Source organism: Myxococcus sp. AS-1-15, from assembly GCF_020037055.1.
In the GTDB taxonomy this organism is placed as follows: domain Bacteria; phylum Myxococcota; class Myxococcia; order Myxococcales; family Myxococcaceae; genus Myxococcus; species Myxococcus fulvus.
In genome coordinates this window covers 330,374-354,340 of the sequence record NZ_JAIQDF010000009.1, presented here as the reverse complement: position 1 = coordinate 354,340, position 23,967 = coordinate 330,374, and the positions used below count along the sequence as shown (strand labels likewise).

At 69.5% G+C, this 23,967-nt stretch carries 22 protein-coding genes; 14 read left to right on the top strand and 8 right to left on the bottom strand.

All coding sequences use genetic code 11. The annotated features are described in order from the left end of the window. The first annotated feature begins 68 nt into the window (after positions 1-68). The 3 genes from pgm to rpoZ all read left to right on the top strand — a co-directional run bounded on the left by pgm (position 69) and on the right by rpoZ (position 2,410). Positions 69-1,706, top strand: a complete 1,638-nt coding sequence (gene pgm, locus K8625_RS24945) for a phosphoglucomutase (alpha-D-glucose-1,6-bisphosphate-dependent) (protein ID WP_223784100.1) — start codon at positions 69-71, stop codon at positions 1,704-1,706. Then, entirely contained in the window at positions 1,703-2,053 is a 351-nt protein-coding gene (locus tag K8625_RS24940; protein ID WP_141325495.1) for a DoxX family protein, read from the top strand. The genes pgm and K8625_RS24940 overlap by 4 nt, the downstream gene beginning before the upstream one ends. 120 nt (positions 2,054-2,173) lie before the next feature. Further along, positions 2,174-2,410, top strand: coding sequence for a DNA-directed RNA polymerase subunit omega (gene rpoZ / locus K8625_RS24935; protein WP_141325494.1), 237 nt, complete (start codon positions 2,174-2,176; stop codon positions 2,408-2,410). A 12-nt stretch (positions 2,411-2,422) separates the two neighbouring features. On the opposite strand, the gene K8625_RS24930 is transcribed toward rpoZ, so the two are convergent. From K8625_RS24930 to K8625_RS24920, 3 genes are read right to left on the bottom strand one after another with little or no spacing between them, the layout of a single operon-like run. Continuing rightward, on the bottom strand, positions 2,423-2,902 hold the full coding sequence (locus tag K8625_RS24930; protein ID WP_223745711.1) for an NUDIX hydrolase: 480 nt from the start codon (positions 2,900-2,902) through the stop codon (positions 2,423-2,425). Positions 2,903-2,947: 45 nt separating this feature from the next. After that, complete coding sequence (locus tag K8625_RS24925; RefSeq protein WP_046714961.1) at positions 2,948-3,589, bottom strand: hypothetical protein; 642 nt, start codon at positions 3,587-3,589, stop codon at positions 2,948-2,950. 18 nt (positions 3,590-3,607) lie between these two features. Then, the gene (locus K8625_RS24920) at positions 3,608-4,207 is read right to left on the bottom strand and encodes a hypothetical protein (protein WP_223745710.1); all 600 of its coding nucleotides are present in this window, start codon (positions 4,205-4,207) and stop codon (positions 3,608-3,610) included. Positions 4,208-4,622: 415 nt separating this feature from the next. Here K8625_RS24920 and groES point away from each other — a divergent pair, with 415 nt between their 5' ends. From groES to K8625_RS24890, 6 genes are all read left to right on the top strand, one after another. Beyond that, the gene (gene groES, locus K8625_RS24915) at positions 4,623-4,913 is read left to right on the top strand and encodes a co-chaperone GroES (RefSeq protein WP_013941457.1); all 291 of its coding nucleotides are present in this window, start codon (positions 4,623-4,625) and stop codon (positions 4,911-4,913) included. Between the two features lie 36 nt (positions 4,914-4,949). Continuing rightward, on the top strand, positions 4,950-6,593 hold the full coding sequence (groL, locus tag K8625_RS24910) for a chaperonin GroEL (protein WP_223745709.1): 1,644 nt from the start codon (positions 4,950-4,952) through the stop codon (positions 6,591-6,593). 147 nt (positions 6,594-6,740) lie between these two features. Then, complete coding sequence (gene grxC / locus K8625_RS24905; protein ID WP_046714964.1) at positions 6,741-6,998, top strand: glutaredoxin 3; 258 nt, start codon at positions 6,741-6,743, stop codon at positions 6,996-6,998. Between the two features lie 100 nt (positions 6,999-7,098). Further along, positions 7,099-7,515: a hypothetical protein gene (locus K8625_RS24900; protein ID WP_223784099.1), complete on the top strand. Its 417-nt coding sequence runs from the start codon at positions 7,099-7,101 to the stop codon at positions 7,513-7,515. A gap of 601 nt (positions 7,516-8,116) precedes the next feature. Continuing rightward, positions 8,117-9,502, top strand: coding sequence for a sigma 54-dependent Fis family transcriptional regulator (locus tag K8625_RS24895; RefSeq protein ID WP_323394078.1), 1,386 nt, complete (start codon positions 8,117-8,119; stop codon positions 9,500-9,502). 38 nt (positions 9,503-9,540) lie between these two features. Next, the gene (locus K8625_RS24890) at positions 9,541-10,749 is read left to right on the top strand and encodes a hypothetical protein (RefSeq protein ID WP_223745706.1); all 1,209 of its coding nucleotides are present in this window, start codon (positions 9,541-9,543) and stop codon (positions 10,747-10,749) included. A gap of 132 nt (positions 10,750-10,881) precedes the next feature. Here the strand turns inward: K8625_RS24890 and smc are convergent, their stop codons facing one another. Further along, positions 10,882-14,481, bottom strand: a complete 3,600-nt coding sequence (gene smc / locus K8625_RS24885; protein WP_223745705.1) for a chromosome segregation protein SMC — start codon at positions 14,479-14,481, stop codon at positions 10,882-10,884. Positions 14,482-14,906: 425 nt separating this feature from the next. Between smc and K8625_RS24880 the strand changes: the two genes are divergently transcribed. After that, positions 14,907-15,530 (top strand): hypothetical protein, encoded by a 624-nt coding sequence (locus K8625_RS24880; protein ID WP_223784097.1) that lies wholly within the window; start codon positions 14,907-14,909, stop codon positions 15,528-15,530. Between the two features lie 11 nt (positions 15,531-15,541). Here K8625_RS24880 and K8625_RS24875 read toward each other — a convergent pair whose 3' ends face one another. Genes K8625_RS24875 through K8625_RS24865 form a run of 3 tightly spaced genes read right to left on the bottom strand, consistent with a single transcriptional unit; the run spans position 15,542 to position 19,139 of the window. Beyond that, positions 15,542-16,876: an ATP-binding protein gene (locus K8625_RS24875; RefSeq protein WP_223784096.1), complete on the bottom strand. Its 1,335-nt coding sequence runs from the start codon at positions 16,874-16,876 to the stop codon at positions 15,542-15,544. Positions 16,877-16,895: 19 nt separating this feature from the next. Further along, positions 16,896-18,320: a hemolysin family protein gene (locus K8625_RS24870; RefSeq protein WP_223745703.1), complete on the bottom strand. Its 1,425-nt coding sequence runs from the start codon at positions 18,318-18,320 to the stop codon at positions 16,896-16,898. A 3-nt stretch (positions 18,321-18,323) separates the two neighbouring features. After that, positions 18,324-19,139 (bottom strand): lipopolysaccharide assembly protein LapB, encoded by an 816-nt coding sequence (locus tag K8625_RS24865; RefSeq protein ID WP_223745702.1) that lies wholly within the window; start codon positions 19,137-19,139, stop codon positions 18,324-18,326. 63 nt (positions 19,140-19,202) lie between these two features. Here K8625_RS24865 and K8625_RS24860 point away from each other — a divergent pair, with 63 nt between their 5' ends. Further along, positions 19,203-20,402 carry a CapA family protein gene (locus K8625_RS24860; protein ID WP_223784095.1) on the top strand — a complete coding sequence of 400 codons (1,200 nt, stop codon included), beginning with the start codon at positions 19,203-19,205 and terminating at the stop codon, positions 20,400-20,402. Between the two features lie 8 nt (positions 20,403-20,410). Here K8625_RS24860 and K8625_RS43835 read toward each other — a convergent pair whose 3' ends face one another. Then, positions 20,411-20,533 (bottom strand): hypothetical protein, encoded by a 123-nt coding sequence (locus K8625_RS43835; protein ID WP_013941470.1) that lies wholly within the window; start codon positions 20,531-20,533, stop codon positions 20,411-20,413. Positions 20,534-20,697: 164 nt separating this feature from the next. Here K8625_RS43835 and prfA point away from each other — a divergent pair, with 164 nt between their 5' ends. The 3 genes from prfA to murA are packed head-to-tail and all read left to right on the top strand — an operon-like array spanning position 20,698 to position 23,956. Next, positions 20,698-21,792, top strand: a complete 1,095-nt coding sequence (prfA, locus tag K8625_RS24855) for a peptide chain release factor 1 (protein WP_141329943.1) — start codon at positions 20,698-20,700, stop codon at positions 21,790-21,792. Then, the gene (gene prmC / locus K8625_RS24850) at positions 21,789-22,670 is read left to right on the top strand and encodes a peptide chain release factor N(5)-glutamine methyltransferase (protein ID WP_223745700.1); all 882 of its coding nucleotides are present in this window, start codon (positions 21,789-21,791) and stop codon (positions 22,668-22,670) included. The genes prfA and prmC overlap by 4 nt, the downstream gene beginning before the upstream one ends. Positions 22,671-22,684: 14 nt before the next feature. Then, the gene (murA, locus tag K8625_RS24845; protein ID WP_223745699.1) at positions 22,685-23,956 is read left to right on the top strand and encodes a UDP-N-acetylglucosamine 1-carboxyvinyltransferase; all 1,272 of its coding nucleotides are present in this window, start codon (positions 22,685-22,687) and stop codon (positions 23,954-23,956) included. Positions 23,957-23,967 lie beyond the last annotated feature (11 nt).

The following is a 23,967-nucleotide window of genomic DNA, read 5'->3' as shown; positions in this document are numbered from 1 at the left end:
CCACCCGAGGACAGCGGGTCGAGAAGGCAGAGCAAACTGTCGGCCCGCGCGCCTATGGTGCGGCCGACATGGCCCATCCTCTCGCCGGAAAGCTCCCGCCCGAAGACCTCCTCATCGACCCCGAGAAGCTGCGCGCGCGCTACTACGCGGAGAAGCCCGACGTGGGCGTCCCCGAGCAGCGCGTGGCCTTCGGCACCTCGGGACACCGTGGCTCGTCGGCCCGCACCAGCTTCAACGAGGCGCACATCGTCGCGGTGACGCAGGCGCTCTGCGAGTACCGCCAGCAGCAGGGCATCGACGGCCCGCTGTACCTGGGCATGGACACCCACGCGCTCTCCGCCCCCGCGCAACAGACGGCGCTGGAGGTGCTGGCCGCCAACGGCGTGCAGGTGCGCTTCACCGACGGCGCCACGCCCACGCCGGTCATCTCCCACGCCATCCTCACGTTCAACAAGGGGCGCACCACGGGGCTCGCCGACGGCATCGTCATCACCCCGTCCCACAACCCGCCCGAGGACGGCGGCATCAAGTACAACCCGCCCAACGGCGGCCCCGCGGACACGAACGTCACCGCGCTCATCGAGCGCCGCGCCAACGCGCTGCTGGGCGAGGACAACCGCGGCGTCCAGCGCACGCCGTACGAGCGGGCGCGCACGGCGCCCACCGTGAAGCCATACGACTTCATCACGCCGTACGTCGAGGACCTGGGCTCCGTCGTCGACATGGAGGCCATCCAGGGCGCGAAGCTGAAGATTGGCGCGGACCCGCTCGGCGGCTCCAACGTGGCGTACTGGGAGCCCATCGCCACGCGCTACGGGCTGAATCTGACGGTGGTGAACCCCACCGTGGACCCGACGTTCCGGTTCATGCCGGTGGACCACGACGGCAAGATTCGAATGGACTGCTCGTCGCCGTACGCCATGGCCAACCTGGTGAAGCTCAAGGACCAGTATGACCTGGCCTTCGGCAACGACGCGGACTCGGACCGGCACGGCATCGTCACGCGCTCGCTGGGGCTGATGAACCCCAACCACTACCTGGCGGTGGCCATCCACTACCTGTTCCAGAACCGCCCCGGCTGGAAGGCCGGCACCGCGGTGGGCAAGACGCTGGTGTCCAGCGGGCTCATCGACCGGGTGGCGCAAAGCCTCCACCGCCGCGTCGTCGAGGTGCCGGTGGGCTTCAAGTGGTTCGTGGACGGGCTGCTCGCGGGCACGCTGGGCTTCGGCGGCGAGGAGAGCGCGGGCGCGTCCTTCCTGCGCCGCGACGGCACGGTGTGGACCACGGACAAGGACGGCATGCTGCTGGACCTGCTCGCCGTGGAGATATTGGCGCGCACCGGCAAGGACCCGGGCGAGCACTACCAGGACCTGGCCGCGCGCTTCGGCACGCCCTACTACGCGCGCATCGACCAGGCGGCCACGCCCGCGCAGAAGGCGGTGCTCAAGAAGCTCTCCCCGGACGCGGTGAAGGCGCAGAGCCTGGCCGGCGAGCCCATCCTCCAGCGCCTCACCCGCGCGCCCGGCAACGACGCGGACATCGGCGGACTCAAGGTCGTGGCCCAGAACGGCTGGTTCGCCGCGCGGCCCTCGGGCACCGAGGACGTGTACAAGATCTACGCGGAGAGCTTCCGCGACGAGGCCCACCTGAACGCCATCCTCGAGGAGGCCCGCGCCATCGTCGCCCAGGCCTTCGCCGGAGCGTGAAGACCGTCCTGATGTACGTGCTGGCCCTCTTCATGGTGGCCGGCGGCATCAACCACTTCGTCCATCCGCGCGCCTACGTGCGGATGATGCCGCCGTACCTGCCCTGGCACGGCCCGCTCGTCTTCTGGAGCGGGGTGGCGGAGGTGCTCTTGGGGGTGGGGCTGCTCATCCCCGCCACCCGGGTGGTGTCCGCCTGGGGGCTCATCGCGCTGTTCATCGCCGTCTTCCCCGCCAACGTCCAGATGGCGCGCGAGCCGGAGCGCTTCCGGAAGATTCCCAAGGCCGCCCTCTGGGCGAGGCTCCCCTTGCAGGGCGTCCTCATCCTCTGGGCCTGGTGGTACACCTGATCCACGAAGCGCCTGTCCGCCCGGCGGCCCTGGGGGTATGTCCTTCCTTGACTCCCCCCGGGGTGCTCTTTAGGTTTCAGTGTTCTCAGGTAGCCCCACCGAAATTCCGAAGGACGTTCCATGGCTCGCGTCACAGTCGAAGACTGCCTCCCCCTCGTCGACAACCGGTTCGCGCTGGTGCTGCTCGGTGCGAAGCGCGCGCGTCAGCTGATGGCCGGCGCCCGCCCCATCATCGAGCAGTCCAAGAACAAGCCCCCCGTGCTGTCGCTGCGCGAGGTGGCCACCGGCCGCGTGAAGTTCGACCGTGACGTGCGCGAGGCGCTGTCCGGCAAGTACACGGCCGACACCGCCAAGTAGTCCGCCGTCCCTCTAGGTTCCCTTCCCCTCGGGCCCCACGGCCGGGGAAGGGGCCTCGGGCAACAGGCCCTGGGCGCGCATCCACCGCACGGCGCGCGCGGCCACGGCCTTCTCGCCCTTGTAGCCGAGCAGGGGCACCAGCTGTCCCACCGGCACCCATCTCACCTCGTCCACCTCCACGCGCGGCCCCGGCAGCGGCCCCAGCGCGCCTTCCTGGTAGCGGAAGAGGAAGAAGTGGACGCGCTTGAAGATGCGCTGACCCCGGAACTGGTAGACGTAGCGGATCTCCCCCAGCGGCGCGATGAGCGCGGCGGTGAGGCCCGTCTCCTCGTGCACCTCGCGGCTCGCCGTCTGCTCCGGCGTCTCGCCCGGGTCCACGTGCCCCTTGGGCAGCGCCCACAGGGGACGGCCATGCGGACGGATGACGACCACCTCCCAGGTGCCGTCACTCTCCCGGATGACAATCCCGCCTGCGGACGCCTCGCGTGGCATGCCCACCTACCCTAACCGATGGCGGCGGGACGTGGGGGCCCGGACTCAGCCTCCGTGGGCGAAGTGGCTCAGCTTCGCCTCCGCCCCCAGCCGGTAGGCGTACCGCAGGTCCGACAGGAGCCGCTCCAGCCGCCGTCCGGCCACGTGCGTCATCATCCGCGAGCAGAACCGCCGGGACAGCCGGTTGGCCTCCTCGTAGCGCCAGCGCTCCTGGGAGGACAGCCTGTCGCGGTAGGACACCCGGTCGAACAGCCGGGTGAGCAGCTCCTGCGCCCAGGCCCCCACGCCCTCGCCCCAGCGGTGCAGGAGGCACACGGCGAACTTGTCCACCTCCGCCTGGGCCTCCAGCTCCAGCAGCGACACCGTGCGCCCGTGCGCCGCGGTGTGGGCCATGTAGAGGAAGTGGCTGACGCCCTCGGCCACCTGGCAGTAGCCGGCCAGGTCCCCGTCCAGCACGTACCCCAGGGGCCCGGCCTCGTAGGGCTTGAGCCGGTCCAGGAGCGCCGGGGACAGGTACAGCGCCAGCTCCAGCGCGTCGTCGGCTTCGTGGACCAGCAGCTCCTCGTCGCTGCGCCCGGTGGCGCCCAGCCGGGCGGCGGCCTCCGTGTCCACCACGAAGGTCTCCGCCCGTGCCTCGCACGTGAAGCCGTAGATGGCCTCCAGGTGGTCCTGAACGCGGCCAATCATGTGGCGACCTCCCTCGCGTCAGTTGGGGAGCTGGCCCTTGGGCGCCGGCATCATCCCCGCATCCACCAGGACCCGCTCCAGCCGGTCGCTGCCCGTGCGCGCCCACGTCTCGTAGACCTTGAGCGCCCCGCTGGGCCCCGCCTGCACCATGCCCCGCGCGGCGATCTCCTCCAGGACCTCCGCCACCGCGCGGAACTTGTCGCGCAGCTCCCGGTACACCCCCGCGAAGCCCGCACGGGGCGACAGGTCCGCCACCTGACCGTACGCGGTGCCGCCCATCTGGATGTAGTAGTCGGGCCCCACCACCCCGCCCTGCAGCGCGCCGGAGAAGAACCCCACGGTGTAGAGCGAGACGTCGCCCAGCCGCCGCAGCGTCTTGATGCGCGCCTCACGCTCCTGCTGAAGGGCCTGGTGGTAGAGCACCGCCAGGGGCTCCCGCGCGCGGCGGCCGTCCTCCTGGCGGTCGAACAGGTTGTCGGTGCTGGCGAACTCCGCCAGCAGGTTCACCAGGTAGAACTCCGTCACCTCTTCCAGCATCACCCGCTGCCGCGAGGTGACCTCGTCCAGGAGCGATTTGAAGAACTCCTTCAACGACAGGGACGCCACCAGTTGACTCATCGACACTCCCTTCCCCCCGCCCGGCCCGCGTGGCCTGCGGGAATACGGGAACGGTAGCAATCGACCCTCCGCGTCGCAAAAGCGCCCGTCAATGATTCCAGGCACTTGCGCTAGCACTCGTGACGTCCGAGTGCCAATCCGAGCCGTGCGGGCATGGGGACGGGCTCTACCTGTCACGGACGCAACGGGAGGAGAAAAAGACAGCAATGCCGGGCAGTTGGCAGCTCACGGCCCGAGCGTCCCGCGTCGCTTGACGGGTCATCGTCCCTGGTTATTATCCGCCGCGCCTAGGCGTTAGCACTCGCGAGGTCGGAGTGCTAATGCCGCGGGTCGTCACGGCCCTTTTTCAACCCCCAGCGGCGCCCCAAGCCGCCCGGAGTCCCCGGACGGAGGGCGCCCCATCAAGGAGCAGACCATGAAGATTCGTCCCCTGCAGGATCGGCTCATCGTCAAGCGGGTCGCCGAGGAGAACAAGACCAAGGGCGGCCTCTTCATCCCGGACACGGCGAAGGAGAAGCCCCTCGAGGGCAAGGTCGTCGCGGTCGGCAACGGCAAGGTGCAGGAGGACGGCAAGGTGCGTCCCCTGGACATCAAGGCCGGCGACACCATCCTCTTCAGCAAGTACGCCGGGACCGAGATCAAGCTCGACGGCGAGGAGCACCTCATCCTCCGTGAGGAGGATGTGCTCGGCGTCATCGAGAAGTAATCCCGCCCCCACCCCTTCACTCAAGGAATCCCCATCATGGCGAAGGACCTGCTTTTCGACGTGCGCGCCCGCGAGGCCATCCTCCGTGGCGTCAACATCCTGGCCGACGCGGTCAAGGTGACCCTGGGCCCCAAGGGCCGCAACGTCGTCATCGAGAAGAGCTTCGGCTCGCCCACCATCACCAAGGACGGTGTGACGGTGGCGAAGGAAATCGAACTGGAGAACAAGTTCGAGAACATGGGCGCGCAGATGGTCAAGGAGGTCGCGTCCAAGACCTCCGACGTGGCCGGTGACGGCACCACGACGGCCACCGTGCTGGCGCAGGCCATCTTCCGCGAGGGCGCGAAGCTGGTGGCCGCGGGCCACAACCCGATGGACATCAAGCGCGGCATCGACAAGGCCGTGTCGGTCATCGTGGGCGAGCTGAAGAAGCTGGCCAAGCCGACGAAGGACAAGAAGGAGATCGCCCAGGTCGGCACCATCTCCGCCAACGGCGATGCCACCATCGGCCAGATCATCGCGGACGCGATGGAGAAGGTCGGCAAGGAGGGCGTCATCACGGTGGAGGAGGCCAAGGGCCTGGAGACCACGCTGGACGTGGTCGAGGGCATGCAGTTCGACCGCGGCTACCTCTCCCCGTACTTCGTGACGGACCCGGAGCGGATGGAGGCGGTGCTGAACGACGCGCTCATCCTCATCCACGAGAAGAAGATCTCCTCCATGAAGGACCTGCTCCCCATCCTGGAGCAGGTGGCGCGCGCGGGTAAGCCGCTGCTCATCATCGCCGAGGAGGTCGAGGGTGAGGCGCTGGCCACGCTGGTGGTCAACAAGATCCGCGGCGTGCTGAACGTGTGCGCGGTGAAGGCGCCGGGCTTCGGCGACCGCCGCAAGGCCATCCTCGAGGACATCGCCACCCTGACGGGCGGCCGGATGATCGCCGAGGACCTGGGCATCAAGCTGGACACCCTGGAGCTCAAGGACCTGGGCCGCGCCAAGCGCATCACCGTCGACAAGGACAACACCACCGTCGTCGACGGCGCGGGCAGCGAGCAGGAGATCAACGCGCGCGTGAAGCAGATCCGCGCGCAGATCGAGGAGACCACCAGCGACTACGACCGCGAGAAGCTCCAGGAGCGCCTGGCGAAGCTCGTGGGCGGCGTGGCCGTCATCAACGTCGGCGCGGCCACCGAGACGGAGATGAAGGAGAAGAAGGCCCGCGTGGAGGACGCGCTCAACGCGACCCGCGCGGCCGTCGAGGAGGGCGTGGTCCCCGGCGGCGGCGTGGCCTACATCCGGTGCCTCAAGGCGCTGGAGGGTCAGACGTTCGCCGAGGGTGAGAAGTTCGGCGTGGACATCATCCGCCGCGCCGTCGAGGAGCCCCTGCGCCAGATCGTCGGCAACGGCGGCCTCGAGGGCAGCGTCATCGTCAACAAGGTCAAGGAAGGCACGGGCGCGTTCGGCTTCAACGCCGCGACGGGCGCGTACGAGGACCTGCTGGCCGCGGGCGTCATCGACCCGGCCAAGGTGAGCCGCACGGCGCTGCAGAACTCCGCGTCCGTGGCCTCCCTGATGCTCACCACCGAGGCGATGGTGGCCGAGCGTCCGAAGGAGGAGAAGGACGCTCCCGCTGGCGCCGGTGGCATGGGCGGCATGGGCGGCATGGGCGGCATGGGGATGTGATTTTCCCACCCGGGCCTCGGCCGGGGTGAGTGCTGCGCCAGACGGCCTCCGGTTCCTCTTCAGGGAGCCGGGGGCCGTCGTGCTTTCATGCCCGGGTGGCGCGGGGCAGGCCACGCCCTTACGTTTGGGAATGAAGGAGGAGACACCGTGAAGCCCGTGAAGATCTACACCACGAACTACTGTGGCTTTTGCGTCCGCGCGAAGGACCTGCTCAAGCGCAAGGGCGTTGACTTCCAGGAGCTGGACGTCACCGGAGACGACGACACGCGAGCCAAGCTCGTGGAGATGAGCGGCGGCCAGCGCACCGTGCCGCAAATCTTCATCGGCGACACGCACGTCGGCGGCTACTCGGACCTGGCCCAGCTCGACAAGGAAGGCAAGCTGGACCCCATGCTGCAAGCCTGAGCACGTGCAGGCAGGCGGGCGGGCGCCCCACCCGGGGCCGCCCACCGCCACCGTGGCTAGCTTCCCCCCATGGCACACCACCCTTTCTCGGGAGGCGGACATGGCAGGTGAAGAGCGGCAGACGGGGACCCGGGACGCGCACTACAACGTCATCAGCACGCTGTACCACCTGCTCAAGGGCGCCTCGACGGCCGAGCAGTTCATCCGCGACGCCGAGCAGGCGGGCGACCCGGAGCTGGCGCAGTTCTTCCGCGACTGGCAGGACGAGCAGCGCCACCTCGCCGAGCGGGCGAAGAACCTCCTGGGTTCGCGCCTCGCCTCCGTGGAGAAGCCCGCCGCGGAGCCCGGCAGGAAGCGCGCTTCGGGCTCCAGCAAGTCCAGCGCTTCCAGCAAGACGCCGCGAGCCGGCGCTCCCGTGAATGCGGGCGTGAAGTCCGGCGGCAACGCGTCCGACGACCTCGTCGACGAGCTGTCGAAGGAGTCCTTCCCGGCCAGCGACGCGCCGGCGACGTACTGAAGTGAGGCACGCCCTCGCGTGAGCACTGGATTCGCGCGAGGCGTTCGTCTTGGATGCCGGCCGTGAGTTTCAGGAACGGCCCTTCTCTCCCCGGACGACACGAGCCGGCGCGCATGCCCCCGTGGCGGCGTGTCGGCTGTGCCGTGTCTTCCGGAGGGGGCCCTCGGACCCACGACGTCGTGGCCTCTCCTCCCGCGCGCCTTCCCCGGCGCGCGCTGGACGAGGCCGCGCGCCATGAGCCCGACGCGTCCTGGCGCGCGACCGGTGGTGAACGTGTCCTGGTGGACACTCGCCGCCGACCCCTGACTGGAGCGTCTGTGGCTCCAGGCGCCGCCCCTCGACGCGTCCTCCCGAAGCCCACCCGCGAGGCCGCGCTCGCGCTGCACACGCGCGCGGAACCCTCCCTCGCCATGAAGCGTCCCCCCTCGACGTTTCCCAGGTCCCGGGCCGCGATGCCCGGGTTTTCCTTCTCGCTGGAGGCGCGCTTACAGCTGCCTTCCGGGAAGAATCTTTCACTCGTGTTGCCCCCACGAAGTGGGGGCGCGCAGCTGGTGCGTCGGGCTTGCCCGCCCGGTCCCCTCGCACCTAAAGAGGACCCATGATGGAACCCAGGCCCGAGGTCACCCAGACCACCCAGACGGACAAGGACGAAGGCCGCACGACGCGCATCCCCATTCACGAGTGGACGGTGGAGGTGGTGTCGGGCCCCGACAAGGGAAAGAAGGTGACCACCCAGGATGGCCTGGTGCGCGTGGGCTCGGACCCCGCGAGCGACCTGGTGCTGACCGACACCACGGTGAGCCGTCGGCACCTGGAGGTGGAGCGCACCCCCAGGGGCCTGCTCCTGCGCGACACGGGCAGCCGCAACGGCACCTTCCTCGACGGCCGGCAGGTGCTCCAGGCGTACCTGGGGCGCGGCGACAAGGTGGAGCTGGGCAAGACGAAGCTCGCGGTGAAGGTGGCCGCCAAGCCCACGGAGGTGGAGCTGGCCGGGGCGGAGTCCTTCGGCGCGCTGGTGGGCACGTCGGAGAAGATGCGCTGGGTCTTCACGGAGCTGCGCCGCGTGGCCCGCGAGGACATGAGCCTGCTCATCGAGGGTGAGACGGGCACGGGCAAGGAGCTGGCGGCCCGGGCGGTGCACCAGCACTCGTCGCGGCGTCACGGCCCCTTCAAGGTCGTCGACTGCAACCTCATCTCCGAGGAGAAGGCGGAGCGCGAGCTGTTCGGCGGCCTGCGCGCCAGCGACCCGGAGGACAAGGAGGCCCGGGGCGTCTTCGAGGCCGCCCGCGGAGGCACGCTCTTCCTGGACGAGGTGGGCGAACTGCCGCTGCTCGTGCAGGGCAAGCTCTTGCGCGTGCTGGACGCGCGCGAGGTGCCGTCGCTGGACGGGCAGCCGGTGCCGGTGGACGTGCGCGTCATCGCCTCCACGCACCGCAACCTGGAGGAGGACGTGCGCCAGGGCCGCTTCCGCGCGGACCTCTACTTCCGCCTGGCCGTGGCGCGCGTGCGGCTGCCGCCTCTGCGCACGCGCCGGGAGGACCTGCCGTCGCTCGCGCAGGCCCTGTCCCAGACGCTGCGGGCCAGCGTGTCGCTCACGCCCCAGACGCTGGCGCTCTTCGAGGGCTACGACTGGCCGGGCAACGTGCGCGAGCTGCGCAACGTGCTCGAGCGCGGCGCGCTGATGGAGGAGACGGGCAACACCAGCTGGCTGGACTTCCTGGCCCAGCCCTCGCGCCGCCCGGACGGGCAGCCGCCCGGCACGCACGTGGCCACGCTCGTCACCGGCATGCCGTACCACGAGGCCAAGGACCGGGTGCTGGCCGACTTCGAGCGTTTGTATTTCGCCGAGGTGATGCGCACGGTGGGCTTCGACATGAAGGCCGCCGAGCAGCGCACCGGGCTGTCCATGCAGAGCCTCTACCGCCTGCTCAAGAAGAACGGGCTTCGCCTCAAGGACCTCAAGAACGCCGAGGGCCTGGAGAAGTGAGTGCCCCCTCGCAGTCCTACCCCAGGGAGAACAACCGCATGTTGCGTCGTCTCGTCGTAGCCTCCGTCGTCTTCACCGCCGCTTGCGCCGGTCAGCAGAAGCCCGCAGAGGATGCGGCGGCCAATGGCAATGGCGGCAAGCCCGTGAGCACCGAGGAGCGCGTGCGCATCGGCAACCAGCCCGCCTTCGACGTGGCCAGCTGCTTCCCGCGTGAGCTGGACCTGCCCCCGTCCAACCAGGGCGTGCTCGTGGGCGCCATGCTCACCACCCGTCCGGAGGTGCTCGAGTGTCTGGTCAGCCCCAGCAACCGGGGCCCCGCCGAGAAGACCGTCGTGACGGTGAAGACCACCGTGACGGACACCAGCGCCACGCACGCCATCAGCGGTGACAACCTCACCCCCACCGGCCAGCAGTGCATCCAGGGCGTGGTGGACAAGCTCGTCAAGCCGAAGCTGCTCGCCAAGGGCGCCGCGGCCGTCGAGTCCACCGCGACCTTCGAGCACGACACCGGCAGCAGCGCCTCGGTGAAGTTCGGGGTGAACGACGGCTCGGACTTCTCCGGCGCGGTGCGCCTGGCCCAGCAGGAGTGGTGTGACTGCTACGCCGGCTACAAGGGCGCGACGCCGCCCGTGCTGACGTCGCACGTGACGCTCGTCAAGGGGCAGCCCACGGCCGAGGTGACGTTCGACGCCTCCGGCAGCACCGAGGGTGACCAGCTGGCCGCGTGCCTCAAGACGAAGGTGCTCGCGGTGCCCGCGAAGGTGTCCACCGACAAGCTCACCTACCCGCACCGCTTCGTGCACTTCAACTCCAACGCCACCGAGGCGACGTCCTCGCTGCCCCCGCAGCTGCGCTTCTTCCAGCTGGAGGTCGTGCGCAACCAGCGCGCGGCGGACGCGGCCATCGCGTTCGGCGCCCGCGCCGCGGCGGCCGAGGCCTTCGAGGCCGTGGTGGCCAAGTACCAGAAGACCAAGGACTACAAGCTCTTCGACGAGCTGTCCGGCAAGTGCAACAGCCTGGTCGAGGCCGCGCAGGGCTGGGTGAAGGCGCTGGAGGCCCAGCAGGTCGTGGACCAGGCCTCCGTGGCGCTGGTGCAGGAGCTGAAGACGACCGACGCCGAGGGTTGGACGCCGGTGGAGACGGCCAGCCAGACGGCCCTCACCAACACCCAGAAGGACCTGAGCACCGCCCAGGCCCGCGTCGAGGCGGACCAGAAGGCCTGCCCGAAGAAGAGCTACAAGAAGTAGCCCCAGGCACCGCCTGAAACGCACGAAGGCGCGGGTTCCCGAAAGTCGGGGCCCGCGCCTTCCGTGTTCCTGGCCTGTGTGCCGCCGCCAGCAGGGAGGCCGGGAGGACTCCCCGGCCCCAGACCCGCGCGACTACGCGCTGATCTTGTCGTCGTTGGCCGCGTTGGCCTCGCGAATCTTCACGCTGACCAGCTTGGAGATGCCCGGCTCCTCCATGGTGACGCCGTAGAGGGTGTTGGAGACCTCCATGGTGCGCTTGTTGTGCGTAATGAGGATGAACTGCGACTGGCGGCTCATCTCCTTCACCATGTCGTTGTAGCGGCCCACGTTGCCCTCATCCAGCGGCGCGTCGACCTCGTCCAGGAGGCAGAAGGGCGTGGGCTTGATGAGGAAGATGCCGAAGATGAGGCCCACGGCGGTGAGGGCCTTCTCGCCACCGGAGAGCAGGTTGACGCTCTGGAGCTTCTTGCCCGGCGGCTGCGCGACGATTTCCACGCCCGGCTCGCCGTTGGGCCCGTCATTGGTGAGCACCAGGCTGGCGCGGCCACCGCCGAACAGGCGGGGGAAGATGGCCTGGAACTTCTCGTTCACCACGTCGAAGGTCTGCTTGAAGCGCTCGCGGCTGGTCGCGTCGATGCGCTGGATGGCCTCCTTGAGCTGCCCCATGGAGGCCTGCAGGTCCGTCTTCTGCGCGGTGAGGAAGTCGAAGCGCTTGGAGAGCTCCGCGTGCTCGTCGATGGCGGTGAGGTTGATCTCCCCCATCTTCTCCACCTGGGCGCGCAGATCCTTCAGCTCCGCCTCCGTCTCCGGCGTCAGCGACGGCAGCAGGTGGTAGCGGTGCAGCTCCAGCGCCAGGTCCACCTGGTGGCGCTCGCGGATGCCGGCCGACAGGTGCTCGAGCTCCAGGGCAATCTCGCGCTCGCGCAGCGAAATCTGCGACAGCCCCTGCATCAGCTCCTCCACCCGGCCGCGCAGCTCGCGGAACTGGGAGTCCTGCTCACGCACCTCGCTGGAGGCGAGCAGGTGCGCGGCGCGCCGGGACTCCAGGCCCTCCGCGGCGACGCGGTGCTCCTCCACGCGCTGGGACAGGCCCGCCTCGGTCTCCGTGGTGCGCTTGCCCAGCTCCTCCGTGCGCGCGCCGCCCTCGGCCAGGGTCGCCTGCAGGCGCGCCACGCGCGTCTCCATCTCCCGGCGCTGGGTGACCAGGCTGTCCAGCTCCTTGCGCGCGGACTCGCCGCGCTCGCTGCCGGCGGCCACCTTGATGCGCAGGCCCGTCAGGTCCGCGTTGGCGGCCTCCGCGCGCTGGCGCAGGGACTCCTGCTCGCCGGCGAGCTGCTTGACGCGCTCCTCGCGGGCCTCGCGGTCCGTCTGGCCGTGGGCCACCTCGCCGCGGCTGGCCTCCTCCTCGTGGGCCAGCGCCATGTGGCTCTGCCCCAGCTGCCCGTCCTCCTGCTCCAGGGAGCGCACCCGCTCGCGCACGCGCGCCAGGTCCTCACCCGCCTTGTGCAGGTCCTTCTCCTGGCTGGCGAGGTTCACCTCCTCGGCGTGCTGGTTCTTTGCCAGCCCCTTGAGGACGCCCTCGGTGTGCCCCATCTGCTTCTGGAGCGTGTAGTGCCGGGTCAGGATTTCGTTGTAGCGCTCCTCCACCCGGGCCACCTCGGTGGCCAGCTCCGCGATCTCGCGCTTCTTCTGGAGCGCGCCCACCGCCGCGCCCTCGCGCTCACCGCCGACGATGGTGCCGTCCTGCCGGAACACCTCGCCGTCCTGCGTGACGAGCGTGCGCGCCGGGCCGCCGGCCTCCGAGTACGCGCGCGCCGCCGCCAGGTCCTGGACGATGACGACGTCTCCGAGGAGCAGCCGCACCACGGGCTGCAGCGCCTCCTCGCACGTCACCTCGCCCAGCGCGTGCGCCAGCACGCCCGGGCGCTCGAAGTCCGGCGCCTCCACGGGCGGCAGGGCGTCCAGCGCGGGCACGGGCAGGAAGCTGCCCCGGCCCTCCGCGTGGCCCTTGAGGTACTCCACCAGCTCCACGCCCTTGTCGCGGCTCTCGACGATGACGTGCTGGAGCCGCTCACCCAGGGCGGCCTCCACCGCGCGCTCGTAGCGCGGCGTCACCGTGAGCACGTCGGCGACGAGGCCGAAGATGCCCTGCTCCCGGGCCACCGTGCCCGCGCGCACCATGACGGCGCGCACGCCGCGGTCGAACCCGTCGTAGTTCTTCTGGATGTCCTCCAGCGACGACAGGCGGCTCCGCTTGTCGCTCAGCTCCTCGCGCAGGGCGATGACCTGGATTTCGTTCTCAGTGAAGGCCGCGCGCGTGCGCGACAGGGCGTCCTCCTCCTGCGCCTTGTGCTCGGCCAGCTCCGCGGCCAGGTGCCGGGTGTCCTCCACCCGCCTCGCCACCTCACCGCGCGCCGTCTCCAGCTGCGCCTCCTGCTCGCGCAGCGCCGCCAGCTCCGCCTGCAGCTTGGCGCGGCGGCCCTCCAAATCGGTGCGCTGACGGGCCAGGCCCACCAGGTTGCTCTCGTGGTTGGCCAGCCGCGTGGCCACGGCGACCAGGCCCGCGCGCTCCTGCTCGAGCCGCAGGGCCACTTCCGTCTGCAGCTGGGTGACGCGGCGCAGCTCCTCCTGCGCCACCTGCATCGCCACCTCGTCCTCCTTCCACGAGCCGGCGATGCCGGACAGCTCGGCCTCGCGCGCGGCCATGGCCTCGGACATCTCCGCCTGGCGCGCGAGCAGCCCGTCCAGCTCCGTGCGGGCCTGGGCCACGCGGGCCTGCGTCTCCTCCAGGTCGCGCTTGCCGTAGGACAAGTCCTGCGTGTCGCGCTGCAGCGAGCTCTCCAGCGCGTGCACCTCGGCGGCCAGGGCCTGGAGCGCCGCGGCCTCCGCGTCCAGCTCCGCGCGGCGCCGGGCGATGGTCTCCTCCAGCTCCTTCACGCGGTCCAGGCTGTCGCGCTCCTCGGTGCCCAGGTTGGACAGGCGCGACTGGAGGACCTGCTTCTCCGCGAGCAGCTCCAGGTGACGGTGGCTTGCCGCGTGCAGGTCGATGTCCCGCATGCGCGCCTTGAGCTTCTTGTACTTCTCCGCCTTCTTCGCCTGACGCGACAGCGCGTCCAGCCGCTTCTCCAGCTCGCTGGTGATGTCGGTGACGCGCAGGAGGTTGGCCTCGGTGGCCTCCATCTTCCGCTCGGCGGCCTTGCGGCGCGCCTTGTACTTGGTGACGCCCGCGGCCTCCTCCAGCAGGTGCCGGCGGTCCTCCGGCTTGCTGGAGACGATGAGGCCCACGCGGCCCTGCTCGATGATGGAGTAGGCCTTGGTGCCCACGCCCGTGCCCAGGAACAGCTCGGTGATGTCGAGCAGGCGGCACAGCGTCTTGTTGATGAGGTACTCCGAGTCCCCGTTGCGGAACAGGCGCCGCGTGACGGTGATCTCCGAGAAGCCCTGGTACTGGGGCGCGAGCTGGTCCGTGTCGTCCACCAGGAAGGTCAGCGACACCTCCGCCATGGACAGGGGCGGCTTGTTCTCCGAGCCGTTGAAGATGACGTCCTCCATGCCACGGCCACGGAGGTTCTTCGCGCTCTGCTCACCCATCACCCAGCGGATGGCGTCCACGACGTTCGACTTGCCGCAGCCGTTGGGGCCGACGATGCCGGTGACGCCTTCGTCGAACGTGAAGACGCTGCGCTCCATGAAGGACTTGAAGCCAGTGATGTCCAACCGCTTGATACGCATGCCAGCGGGCTCCCGGGAGACGCGCGAGGTACTGAGTGAAAAGTGAGCGCGAGGCCTAGAAATCGGCCTCGGAACGATTTCTCCGAGGACTACCAGCCGCCTCCCAGGCGATCAAGCGTGACCATGCCACGCGTGGCCATACGTTCGGCTGCTTGCCCTTCGGTCGGACGGGAGTCGGCCAGCAGGGTCCTCTCTCGGACTTGCACCCTGGGCGCCCCACCCTACCTTCCCATTGACTTTTCCGGAGGTTGCATACGTTCCAGCCCTTTCTCGCCGTGACGCTCCTCATGGGAGCGTCTCCTACGCCGGAGGTAGCACCCCGGTCTGACACTCAAGCGGCGGAGGCGGTCTCTGCCTGCCCCAACCCGTATTTCCCCCTCGAGGAGGGGCTGACGCTCACCTACCGGGCGGGCAGGTCCTCGCAGATGGTGCTGAGCACGCACGGCGTGACGCCCACGCCCGAGGGCCTCACCGGCAAGGTCGCCGTGAAGCTCAAGGGCCGACAGGGCGAGACGGATGCAACCTGTAGCAGCCTGGGCATGAGCACGGGCCTGGGTGGCCTGGAGGGTACGCTGCTGTCGGCGTCCGGCATGGATGTCCAGGTGGTGAGCTCCGAGGGCGTGGCCGTGCCCGCGCCGTCGAGCATGGTGCTGGGTGGCACCTGGAAGAACAGCCTGTCGGTGAAGCTCCAGCCTCCCGTGGGCAAGACGGGCGGCATCCGCCCCATCATCGCGACGACGTTCGACAAGGAGTCCACGGTGGTGGGCGAGGAGGAGGTCACCGTCGCGGCCGGGACGTTCAAGGCCCTGAAGGTGAAGAACATCGTCACCGCGCGCGCCAGCCGCCCCGGCTCCGAGGGCCGCTCCATGGAGAGCTACATCTGGTTCGCGCCGGGCGTGGGCATCATCAAGTTCGCCACGCCGGAGAGCACGGATCTGGAGCTGCTCAAGGTTGAAAGGCCCCAGCCCGCACAGGCCAAGTCCTCCGGCAAGGAGAAGCGGCCCGTGAAGAAGGCCGCGGCCGACAAGAAGGGCACGTCCGCGCCCTGAGCGCGCTGGAGCTACCCGCCCAGGGCGTAGTTCTCCAGGAGCTCCAACGTACTGCGCACCGCGGGCTGAGCGTTGAGGACGTAAATGGGCGTCTTGCGCGCCCAAGCAAGGCGGAGGGCCTCGTAGAGCAAGGCGTGCACGTAGCTCTGCGTGCACGTCGGGATGCCAACAAAGTCCAGCGCGACGGGCTGCCGCTTGATGAGCCTGGGGAGGAGGACATCCTCCGAGTAGCGCTGAGCCGCCCTCGCGTCCTCCACACCCGTAGAGCGGACAATGACCCGCAAGCTCTGGGGTGGAGGCGCATCGAACGTGAGCCACTTGTGGACCGCCCGCCTTGGCGTACGGTCCTTGGCGCGCTGACGAATCGTCTCGATCATGCCGTCGTAGTCCTGCTCCGCCTCCGCTGGCATTTCGAACGCAACCAACGTCCCAGGGAACCCCACGTCTCTCAGGACGTGCTGGATGCCGTGGGGGTCTTCGAAGTTCTCATCCCCCTGCAGCGTCAGTGTGACCCCCCGCGTCGCGATGAGCAGGCGACCACCGACCAGCTTGGTCATCTCCGAGATGAAGAACAGGCCCATGCCAGCGTTCTGGGCGCTGCCAGTCTCTCCCTCGTCGAACGCGCTGGAGATATGAGGCCACAGCGACTTCTCCAGCGCGGCTCCGGCATCCACGAGGCTCGGGTGTCGGCCCACGAGGCTCTGGGGAATCCCGATTCCCGCATCGGCGACCGCAACCTGGACCATGGGCTGCGCAGCATTGCGTCCGCCCCGGTTGAGCTGCGCCCCGACGACACCTCCTAGGGGGTCATGGCTGTGCTGGACGATGTTCCTCAGCAGCTCGTTCAGTACGTAGTACAGCGTGCGGCGGGTGTCCTCGAAGCGGCTGTCGGGAACCAGCAGTCGAGAGACTTTGTCGGAGGGAGGCTCCGTCGAGTCCTGCCTGCGGATGCGAGTGAGCTTGACGGTACGGCCCTGCTCCGCAGGCGCGGTGGCGAGTTGCCCCGTCGTGGAAAGGACATCCTCGAACCCCACCGCGCGCGCGAACTGACATGAGCGCGAGTTGGAGTCGAGCGTCACACGCAGCGGAGTCGCCCCGTCCATCCTCGCAAGCGCCGCGAGCGCCACCAGACCCCACATCTCGATGGGGTCGACAGAGCCGAGCGGGAGCCCTACGGGATCGTGCGCCAACCAACGCAATAGCGGCGCCGGATCAGGCAGTTCGACCCTCGTCGGTGGGGACACAGGCGTCATCACATTCCTCTTGAACGGGCGGGACTCGGTCTGACCTAGCGAATCATCCCTGGCGTTTCTGACGCTTGCTGCTCCCTCACCCAGAACGTCCATACAAGCACGTCTCACGTTGTCAGGCGGACTCGCCGCCCGAGCCCGAGGAAGCCGTCGGGGGAGGCTCACCCGGGGAGCCGTCCGTCGACGTCGCCGGCGCGGAGCCATCCGCGGGCGTCCTGGGCGCGGCGCGGGACTGGGGCTCCACCACCACGCGCACCACGCGGGGCCCGTCCACCTCCTCCACGAGGATGCGCCACATGTCGAGCCGCAGCGAGTCGCCCTTCTCCGGCACCCGCCCCAGCTTCGACATCAGGAAGCCGGCAATCGTCGTCACCTCGCCCTCTTCGTCCTCGTCCAGGTCGAAGCTGACGTCCAGCCGCTCCTCCAGGTCGTCCAACTGCGCGGTGCCGGGCAGCTCGAAGCGTCCACCGGGCAGCGAACGCACCTCCTCCACCCGCCGGCCCAGCTCCGCCACGTCGCCCACCACCTCCGCCACCACGTCCGCGATGGTGACCAGGCCCGACGTACCGCCGTGCTCGTCCACCACCAGCGCCGTCTGACGACGCCGGCGCCGGAACTCCGCGAGCAGCTGCTCCAGCGTCGCGTTCTCCGGGATGAACAGCACCGGCCGCTGCACCTGCGCCAGGCTGCGCAGCTCGCCGCGCGACAACAGGAAGAAGAGGTCCTTGGCGTTCACCACGCCCTCGACCTCGTCCAGGTTGCCCCGACACACCGGCAGCCACGTGTGCCCCGCGGCGCGCGCGTCCGCGATGCACTTCTCCAGCGGCTCCTCCACGTCCAGGAACTTCACCTGGTTGCGCGGCACCATCACCTGCCGCGCCGTCTTCTGCGCCATCTCCAGCGCGCGCTCGAGCAGCTCCGCGCGCGCCGTCGTGATCGCCCCCGCCTGCGCGGAGCTGTGGAGGATGACGAGCAGCTCGTCCTCGCTGTGCGCCTCGTGCGCCTCGCCCACCGTCTGCAGCCCCACCACCCGCAGCACCCACGCCGCCAGCCCGTTGAGCAGCACGATGGCCGGGTAGAACAGCAGGTAGAAGGCCCGCATCGGCAGCGCCACCGCGAGCGTCGTCGCCTCCGCGCGCTGGATGGCCAGGCTCTTGGGCGCCAGCTCCCCCAGCACGATGTGCAGGAACGTGATGATGCTGAAGGCGATGACCACCGACGCGGTGTGCGCCACCGTGGGGCTCGCGCCCTCGGGCACCACCCGCGTCAGCACCGGCTCCAACAGCTTCGCGAAGGCGGGCTCACCCAGCCAGCCCAGCCCCAGCGACGCCAGCGTGATTCCGAACTGGGTGGCGGACAGGTACGCGTCCAACTGCTCCACCATCTTCAGCGCCTGCGTGGAGCCCGGCTGGCCCTCGTCCACCAGCGCCTGCAGCCGCGTGGCGCGAATCTTCACGATGGCGAACTCGGTCGCCACGAAGAAGCCGTTGGCGAAGACCAGGAGGATCGCCAGCCCCAGGAACACCCATTCCATGCCCATGGCTCAGAACAAGGCTTCGAAGTCGGTGTCGCCCTTGAGGGCGTCGAACATGGGGTCCGTCGACAACCACCCCATCACCTTCTGCCGGTCCGCCGTGAGCGCCGACTTCAGGTACGTCACCGCGTCCTTCGGTCGCCCCCACAGGGCGTACAGCGCGGACAGGTTGTAGTTGAGCAGCAGGTCCTCGGCGTTGAGCGCCCGGGCCCGCTCGTACGCGCGCTCGGCCTCCGCGTAGAAGCCCTTCTGCGCGTAGCAGATGCCCAGATCCAACTGGGCCTCGAAGTTGTCCGGCTCCAGCCGCACCACGTCCTTGAGCAAGGTAATCGCCGAGCGGTAGTCGCCCTCGTCCATCATCAGCGCCGCCAGCTCGTGCCGGGGGAACGCGTCCTGGGGGTCCAGCTCGATGGCCGCCTGCAGCTCGCGCATCGCCTCCTCGACCCGGCCCTGGTCCGCGTACGTGAGGCCCAGGTTGAGGTGCGCGTCCGGGTACTCGGGGTCCAGCTCGATGGCCTCCTTGTACTCCTCCACCGCCATCTCCCCCGCGTGCGTGGAGAGGAAGCAGGCCAGGTTGTAGTGCGCCGTGGCGCTCTCCGGCTCCAGCTTCAGGGCGGTGAGGTACTCGGTGAGCGCCTCGCGGAAGAGCTTCTTCTCCGCGTAGACGGTGGCCAGGTTGTCGTGGGCATGGGCGGAGCTGGGGTCCAGCTCGATGGCCTTCTTGAACTCCTTGATGGCCTCGTCCAGCCAACCCCGGTCCGCCAGCTCGATTCCGCGAGTGTTGTGCTCGTCGGAGAGCGCGATGTTGTCCTTTTCCCGGGCCATGAGAGCGCGGGGCAATCTACGCGCCGCGCAAACACGGGTGCAAGGTAGAGTTTCCCTCCGTCCATGCGCCACGCCGCCCTGCTGCTCCTCCTGTTCTCCGCCTGTCATCCACGCCCCGTCCCGGTGACGGTGGACCCCACCCCTCCCGCCCCGGCCCGACAAACCGAGGACGCCGGGACGCCCGCCGCCCTGGCGCCCCCCTCCCCGCCCGCCGTCCCCCGCCCCATCACCCTCCTGTTCGGCGGGGACGTGACGCTCGGCCACAACCACCAGAAGTTCTTCGACGACGAGCTGGCCAAGGGCCGCTCCCGGGAGGAGCTCTTCGCCTATGGCTTCAAGGAGGTCCGCGCCCTGGGTGACGCGGCGGACCTCTTCGTCATCAACCTGGAGTGCCCCTTCACCGAAGGGGGCGAGAAGCTGCCCAAGAACTTCAACTTCCGGGCCCGTCCGGAGCTGGTGGGCGCGCTCACCGCGGGCGGCGTGGACGTGGTCAGCCTGGCCAACAACCACCTGATGGACTACGGCGCCCAGGGGTTGCTCGACACCCTGGCGACGCTGGAGGCCGCGCGCATCCCCTACTTCGGCGCCGGGCGCACCCTGGCCGAGGCGCGCCGTCCCGCAGTCCTCACCGTGGGCGGCCTGCGGGTGGCGCTGCTGGGCTACTTCTTCCTGGGCGAGCGCAATATCGAGCCGCCGGAGGTCTACGCCACCGACACCACGCCGGGCGTCGCGGGCCACTTCTCCGACGTGGACGTGATGGAGCGGATGCTGCGCGAGGACATCGCCCTGGCGAAGGCCCAGGCGGACGTCGTGCTGCCCTACTTCCACTGGGGCCGCGAGGGCACCCAGGTGCTGGAGCCCTACCAGGTCCGCCTGGCGCACGCCGCCATCGACGCGGGCGCCTCGGGCGTGCTGGGCAGCCACCCCCACGTGCTCCAGGGCATGGAGCTCTTCCAGGGCAGGCCCGTGGTGTACTCGCTGGGCAACTTCGTCTTCGGGGGGAACTGGAACCCGCGCGACAAGCGCAGCGCGTTGTGGAAGGGGACCTTCGGACCGGAGGGCTACCTCAAGAGCGAGGTGCTGCCGCTGCGCACGGACCGCTTCCCGGAGCTCCCCTTCCAGCCGGTGCCCGTGACGGGGCCGGCGGCCGAGGAGGTGCTGCGCCTGGTGGCCGAAAGCTCACGCTCCCTGGGGAAGATGCTCCCCGAGCTGGAGCCGTGGGCCGGGCCGACTCCCTCCCCCGCGACAGGCGGGAGGGAGTAACCGGCGCGTCAGACCTTGTTGTTGGACTGGCCCTTCTTGGCGCGGCTGCGGCGGCGCTTCAGCTGGGCCTTCCGGCCCTTGGCGCGGTTGGCGACCTTCTTCTTGGAACGATTTCCCTTCTGGGCGGGCATGGAAGGACTCCGTGTAGGTGATGTGAGACCGACCGCTCGGGCACGAGGCTCGGCGGTGAGGGCGGCCCTTCTTTCATGCTACCGCCCGAGCGGCCAAGGAATTTCTTGACTCCGTCCTCCCTTGCCAGCAGCCGGACAAAGGGGCAATACCCCCTGGAACGACGATGATTGACAAACTCGAAGACGTCGAGCGCCGGTTCGAGCGCCTCACCGCGGACCTGTCCAACCCGGACGTGCTCGCCGATTCGGCGAGGCTCCAGAAGGTCTCCAAGGAGCGTGCGGGCCTGGAGAAGCTGGTGGAGACGTTCCGGACGTACCGCCAGGTGCTCGCGGACCTCAAGGAGGTCGAAGCCTGGCTCGACGCCGGCAGCGCCGACGAGAAGACCTACGCGCGCGAGGCCCTGCCCGGACTGAAGGAACAGCGCGACGCGCTCGAGGCCAGCCTCAAGGTGCTGCTCTTGCCCAAGGACCCCAATGACGACAAGAACGTCATCCTGGAGATTCGCGCGGGCGCGGGCGGCGACGAGGCGGCGCTGTTCGCCGAGGAGGTCATGCAGATGTACCTCCGGTACGCGGACACGCGCGGCTGGAAGTCGGACATCATCGACATGAGCCCCGGCAACGCGGGCGGCGTGAAGGACGCCACCGTGACGCTGTCGGGCGACGCCGTCTTCAGCAGCCTGAAGTACGAGTCCGGCGTGCACCGCGTCCAGCGCGTGCCGGCCACCGAGACGCAGGGCCGCATCCACACCTCCACCATCACGGTGGCCGTCATGCCCGAGGCCGAGGAGGTGGACGTGAAGATCAACGAGGCGGACATCGACCGGCAGGCCATGCGCTCCACGGGCTCCGGCGGCCAGAGCGTCAACACCACGGACTCCGCGGTGCGCCTGACGCACCGGCCCACGGGCATCGTGGTGAAGTGCCAGCAGGAGAAGAGCCAGCTGAAGAACTACAACATGGCCCTTCGCATGCTGCGCGCGAAGATCTACGAAATCGAGCAGGAGCGCATCCGCTCCGAGCGCGACTCCACCCGCCGCTCGCAGGTGGGCACGGGCGACCGCAGCGAGAAGATCCGCACGTACAACTTCCCGCAGGACCGGCTGACGGACCACCGCATCGGTCTGACGGTTCACAACCTGCCGGCCGTGATGATGGGCGACATCGAGGACATCATCACCGCCTGCCGGACCTTCTACCAGGCCGAGGCCCTCAAGGCGCAGACGGGCGGCGGTCCGAGGCCACAGCCCGAAGCATGAGCAGCGAGACCTGGACCATCCGCAAGGTCCTCACCTGGACGACGCAGCACTTCGAGAAGCGGCAGGTGGACGCGCCGCGACTCACCGCGGAAATCCTCCTGTCGCACGTGCTGAAGACCGGGCGCGTGCGGCTGTACGTGGACCTGGACCGCCCGCTCTCCAAGGACGAGCTGGCCACCTACAAGGCGCTCATCGCCCGGCGCCTGTCGGGTGAGCCCACGCAGTACCTCACCGGGACGCGCGAGTTCTACAACCGCGCCTACAAGGTGGACGCGCGCGTGCTCATCCCCCGCCCGGAGACGGAGCTCCTGGTGGAGGCCGCCCTGCGCAAGCTGCCCAAGGACGCGCCCGCGCGCGCGCTGGACGTGTGCACGGGCTCCGGCTGCATCGCCATCAGCCTCGCGGCCGAGCGGCCCCTGCTGTCCGTGACGGCCACGGACCTGTCGCCGGACGCGTGCGCGCTGGCGCGCGAGAACGCGGAGGCGCTCAAGGTCTCCGAGCGCGTGACGGTGCTCCAGGGGGACTTGTTCTCCCCGCTGCCCGCCGACGCCCGCTTCCACGTCGTCGTGTCCAACCCGCCCTACATCGCGTCGGAGGAGATTGCCGGGCTGTCCGCCGAGGTGCGGCGCGAGCCCCGGCTGGCGCTGGACGGAGGGCCCGACGGGCTGGTCGCCCTCCAGCGCGTGGTCAGCGAGGCCCGGAAGTGGTTGGAGCCTGGCGGACTGCTTGCACTGGAGATGGGGGAGACGCAGGGCCCCGCCGTCCTGGAGCTCCTGCGCGCGGCCGGTTACGAGGACGCGCGCGTGGAGAAGGACCTCGAGCGGCGGGAGCGCATGGCATTTGGGACACAGCCCGCGGTCAGCGGGCCACAGGGCTGAGGGCCGGAAGCAACATGGACAAGATCGTGATGAAGGGCGGCGCGGAGCTGCACGGCGAGGTCGTCGTCTCGGGCGCGAAGAACGCGGCGCTGCCCATCCTCGCCTCCGCGCTCCTGGCGGACGGCACCTCCACCTTCCGCAACGTGCCGGACCTGGCCGACGTCGCCACCATGCTCAAGGTGCTGCGCACCATGGGCTGCGGCGCGGAGCGGCTCACCGCGCGCAAGAAGGACGTCTGCGAGGTGGGCGTCAACGGCCACATCACCCCGGAGGCGCCGTACGACCTGGTCAAGACGATGCGCGCCAGCGTGCTGGTGCTGGGGCCGCTCGTCGCGCGCTTCGGGCGGGCGCGGGTGTCCATGCCGGGCGGGTGCGCCATCGGCGCGCGCCCCATCGACCAGCACCTCAAGGGCCTCAAGGCGCTGGGCGCGGACATCCACCTGACGGAGGGCTACGTGGAGGCCCGCGCCAAGCAGCTCAAGGGCGGCACCGTCAACTTCGACGTCATCACCGTCACCGGCACGGAGAACGTGCTGATGGCGGCCGTGCTGGCCAAGGGCCGCACCATCATGGAGAACTGCGCGCGCGAGCCCGAAATCGAGGAGCTGGCGCGGGTGCTCAACAAGATGGGCGCGCGCATCGAAGGCGCCGGCACCTCCGTCATCACCGTGGAGGGCGTGGAGGGCCTCAAGCCCGTCGAGCACGCCATCCTCCCGGACCGCATCGAGGCGGGCACCCTGCTCGTCGCCGCGGCCATCTCCGGCGGCAACGTCCTGGTGAAGCACGCCGTCCCCGAGCACCTGGACGCCGTCATGGACAAGCTGCGCGAGGCCGGGTGCACCCTCACGGCCGAGGCCGGCGGCATCCGCTGCAAGGCCCCGCGCACCCTGACTTCCGTCAACATCACGACGACCGAGCACCCGGGCTTCCCCACCGACATGCAGGCCCAGCTCATGGCCCTCATGTGTGTGAGCCAGGGGACATCCGTCATCAGCGAAAACATCTTCGAGAACCGCTTCATGCACGTGCCGGAGCTGCACCGTCTGGGCGCGGACATCACCATCCAGGGGCACACCGCGGTGGTGAAGGGCGTCAAGCACCTGAGCGGCGCGCCCGTCATGGCCACGGACCTGCGGGCGAGCGCCTCGCTCATCCTGGCGGGCCTGCGCGCCGAGGGGCGCACGGACGTCAGCCGCGTCTACCACCTGGACCGCGGCTACGAGCGGCTGGAGCGCAAGCTGCGCGCCCTGGGCGCGGACATCCGCCGGGTCAAGGCGAAGGCCTGAGGAGCACGGGG

Bases quoted from the DNA above. Each gene is read 5' to 3' on its own strand.
- pgm (WP_223784100.1), top strand. From the start codon at position 69: ATGGCCCATCCTCTCGCCGGAAAGCTCCCGCCCGAAGACCTCCTCATC.
- rpoZ (WP_141325494.1), top strand. From the start codon at position 2,174: ATGGCTCGCGTCACAGTCGAAGACTGCCTCCCCCTCGTCGACAACCGG.
- K8625_RS24930 (WP_223745711.1), bottom strand. From the start codon at position 2,902: ATGCCACGCGAGGCGTCCGCAGGCGGGATTGTCATCCGGGAGAGTGAC.
- K8625_RS24925 (WP_046714961.1), bottom strand. From the start codon at position 3,589: ATGATTGGCCGCGTTCAGGACCACCTGGAGGCCATCTACGGCTTCACG.
- K8625_RS24920 (WP_223745710.1), bottom strand. From the start codon at position 4,207: ATGAGTCAACTGGTGGCGTCCCTGTCGTTGAAGGAGTTCTTCAAATCG.
- groES (WP_013941457.1), top strand. From the start codon at position 4,623: ATGAAGATTCGTCCCCTGCAGGATCGGCTCATCGTCAAGCGGGTCGCC.
- groL (WP_223745709.1), top strand. From the start codon at position 4,950: ATGGCGAAGGACCTGCTTTTCGACGTGCGCGCCCGCGAGGCCATCCTC.
- K8625_RS24900 (WP_223784099.1), top strand. From the start codon at position 7,099: ATGGCAGGTGAAGAGCGGCAGACGGGGACCCGGGACGCGCACTACAAC.
- K8625_RS24895 (WP_323394078.1), top strand. From the start codon at position 8,117: ATGGAACCCAGGCCCGAGGTCACCCAGACCACCCAGACGGACAAGGAC.
- K8625_RS24890 (WP_223745706.1), top strand. From the start codon at position 9,541: ATGTTGCGTCGTCTCGTCGTAGCCTCCGTCGTCTTCACCGCCGCTTGC.
- smc (WP_223745705.1), bottom strand. From the start codon at position 14,481: ATGCGTATCAAGCGGTTGGACATCACTGGCTTCAAGTCCTTCATGGAG.
- K8625_RS24880 (WP_223784097.1), top strand. From the start codon at position 14,907: ATGGTGCTGAGCACGCACGGCGTGACGCCCACGCCCGAGGGCCTCACC.
- K8625_RS24875 (WP_223784096.1), bottom strand. From the start codon at position 16,876: ATGGACGTTCTGGGTGAGGGAGCAGCAAGCGTCAGAAACGCCAGGGAT.
- K8625_RS24870 (WP_223745703.1), bottom strand. From the start codon at position 18,320: ATGGGCATGGAATGGGTGTTCCTGGGGCTGGCGATCCTCCTGGTCTTC.
- K8625_RS24865 (WP_223745702.1), bottom strand. From the start codon at position 19,139: ATGGCCCGGGAAAAGGACAACATCGCGCTCTCCGACGAGCACAACACT.
- K8625_RS24860 (WP_223784095.1), top strand. From the start codon at position 19,203: ATGCGCCACGCCGCCCTGCTGCTCCTCCTGTTCTCCGCCTGTCATCCA.
- K8625_RS43835 (WP_013941470.1), bottom strand. From the start codon at position 20,533: ATGCCCGCCCAGAAGGGAAATCGTTCCAAGAAGAAGGTCGCCAACCGC.
- prfA (WP_141329943.1), top strand. From the start codon at position 20,698: ATGATTGACAAACTCGAAGACGTCGAGCGCCGGTTCGAGCGCCTCACC.
- prmC (WP_223745700.1), top strand. From the start codon at position 21,789: ATGAGCAGCGAGACCTGGACCATCCGCAAGGTCCTCACCTGGACGACG.
- murA (WP_223745699.1), top strand. From the start codon at position 22,685: ATGGACAAGATCGTGATGAAGGGCGGCGCGGAGCTGCACGGCGAGGTC.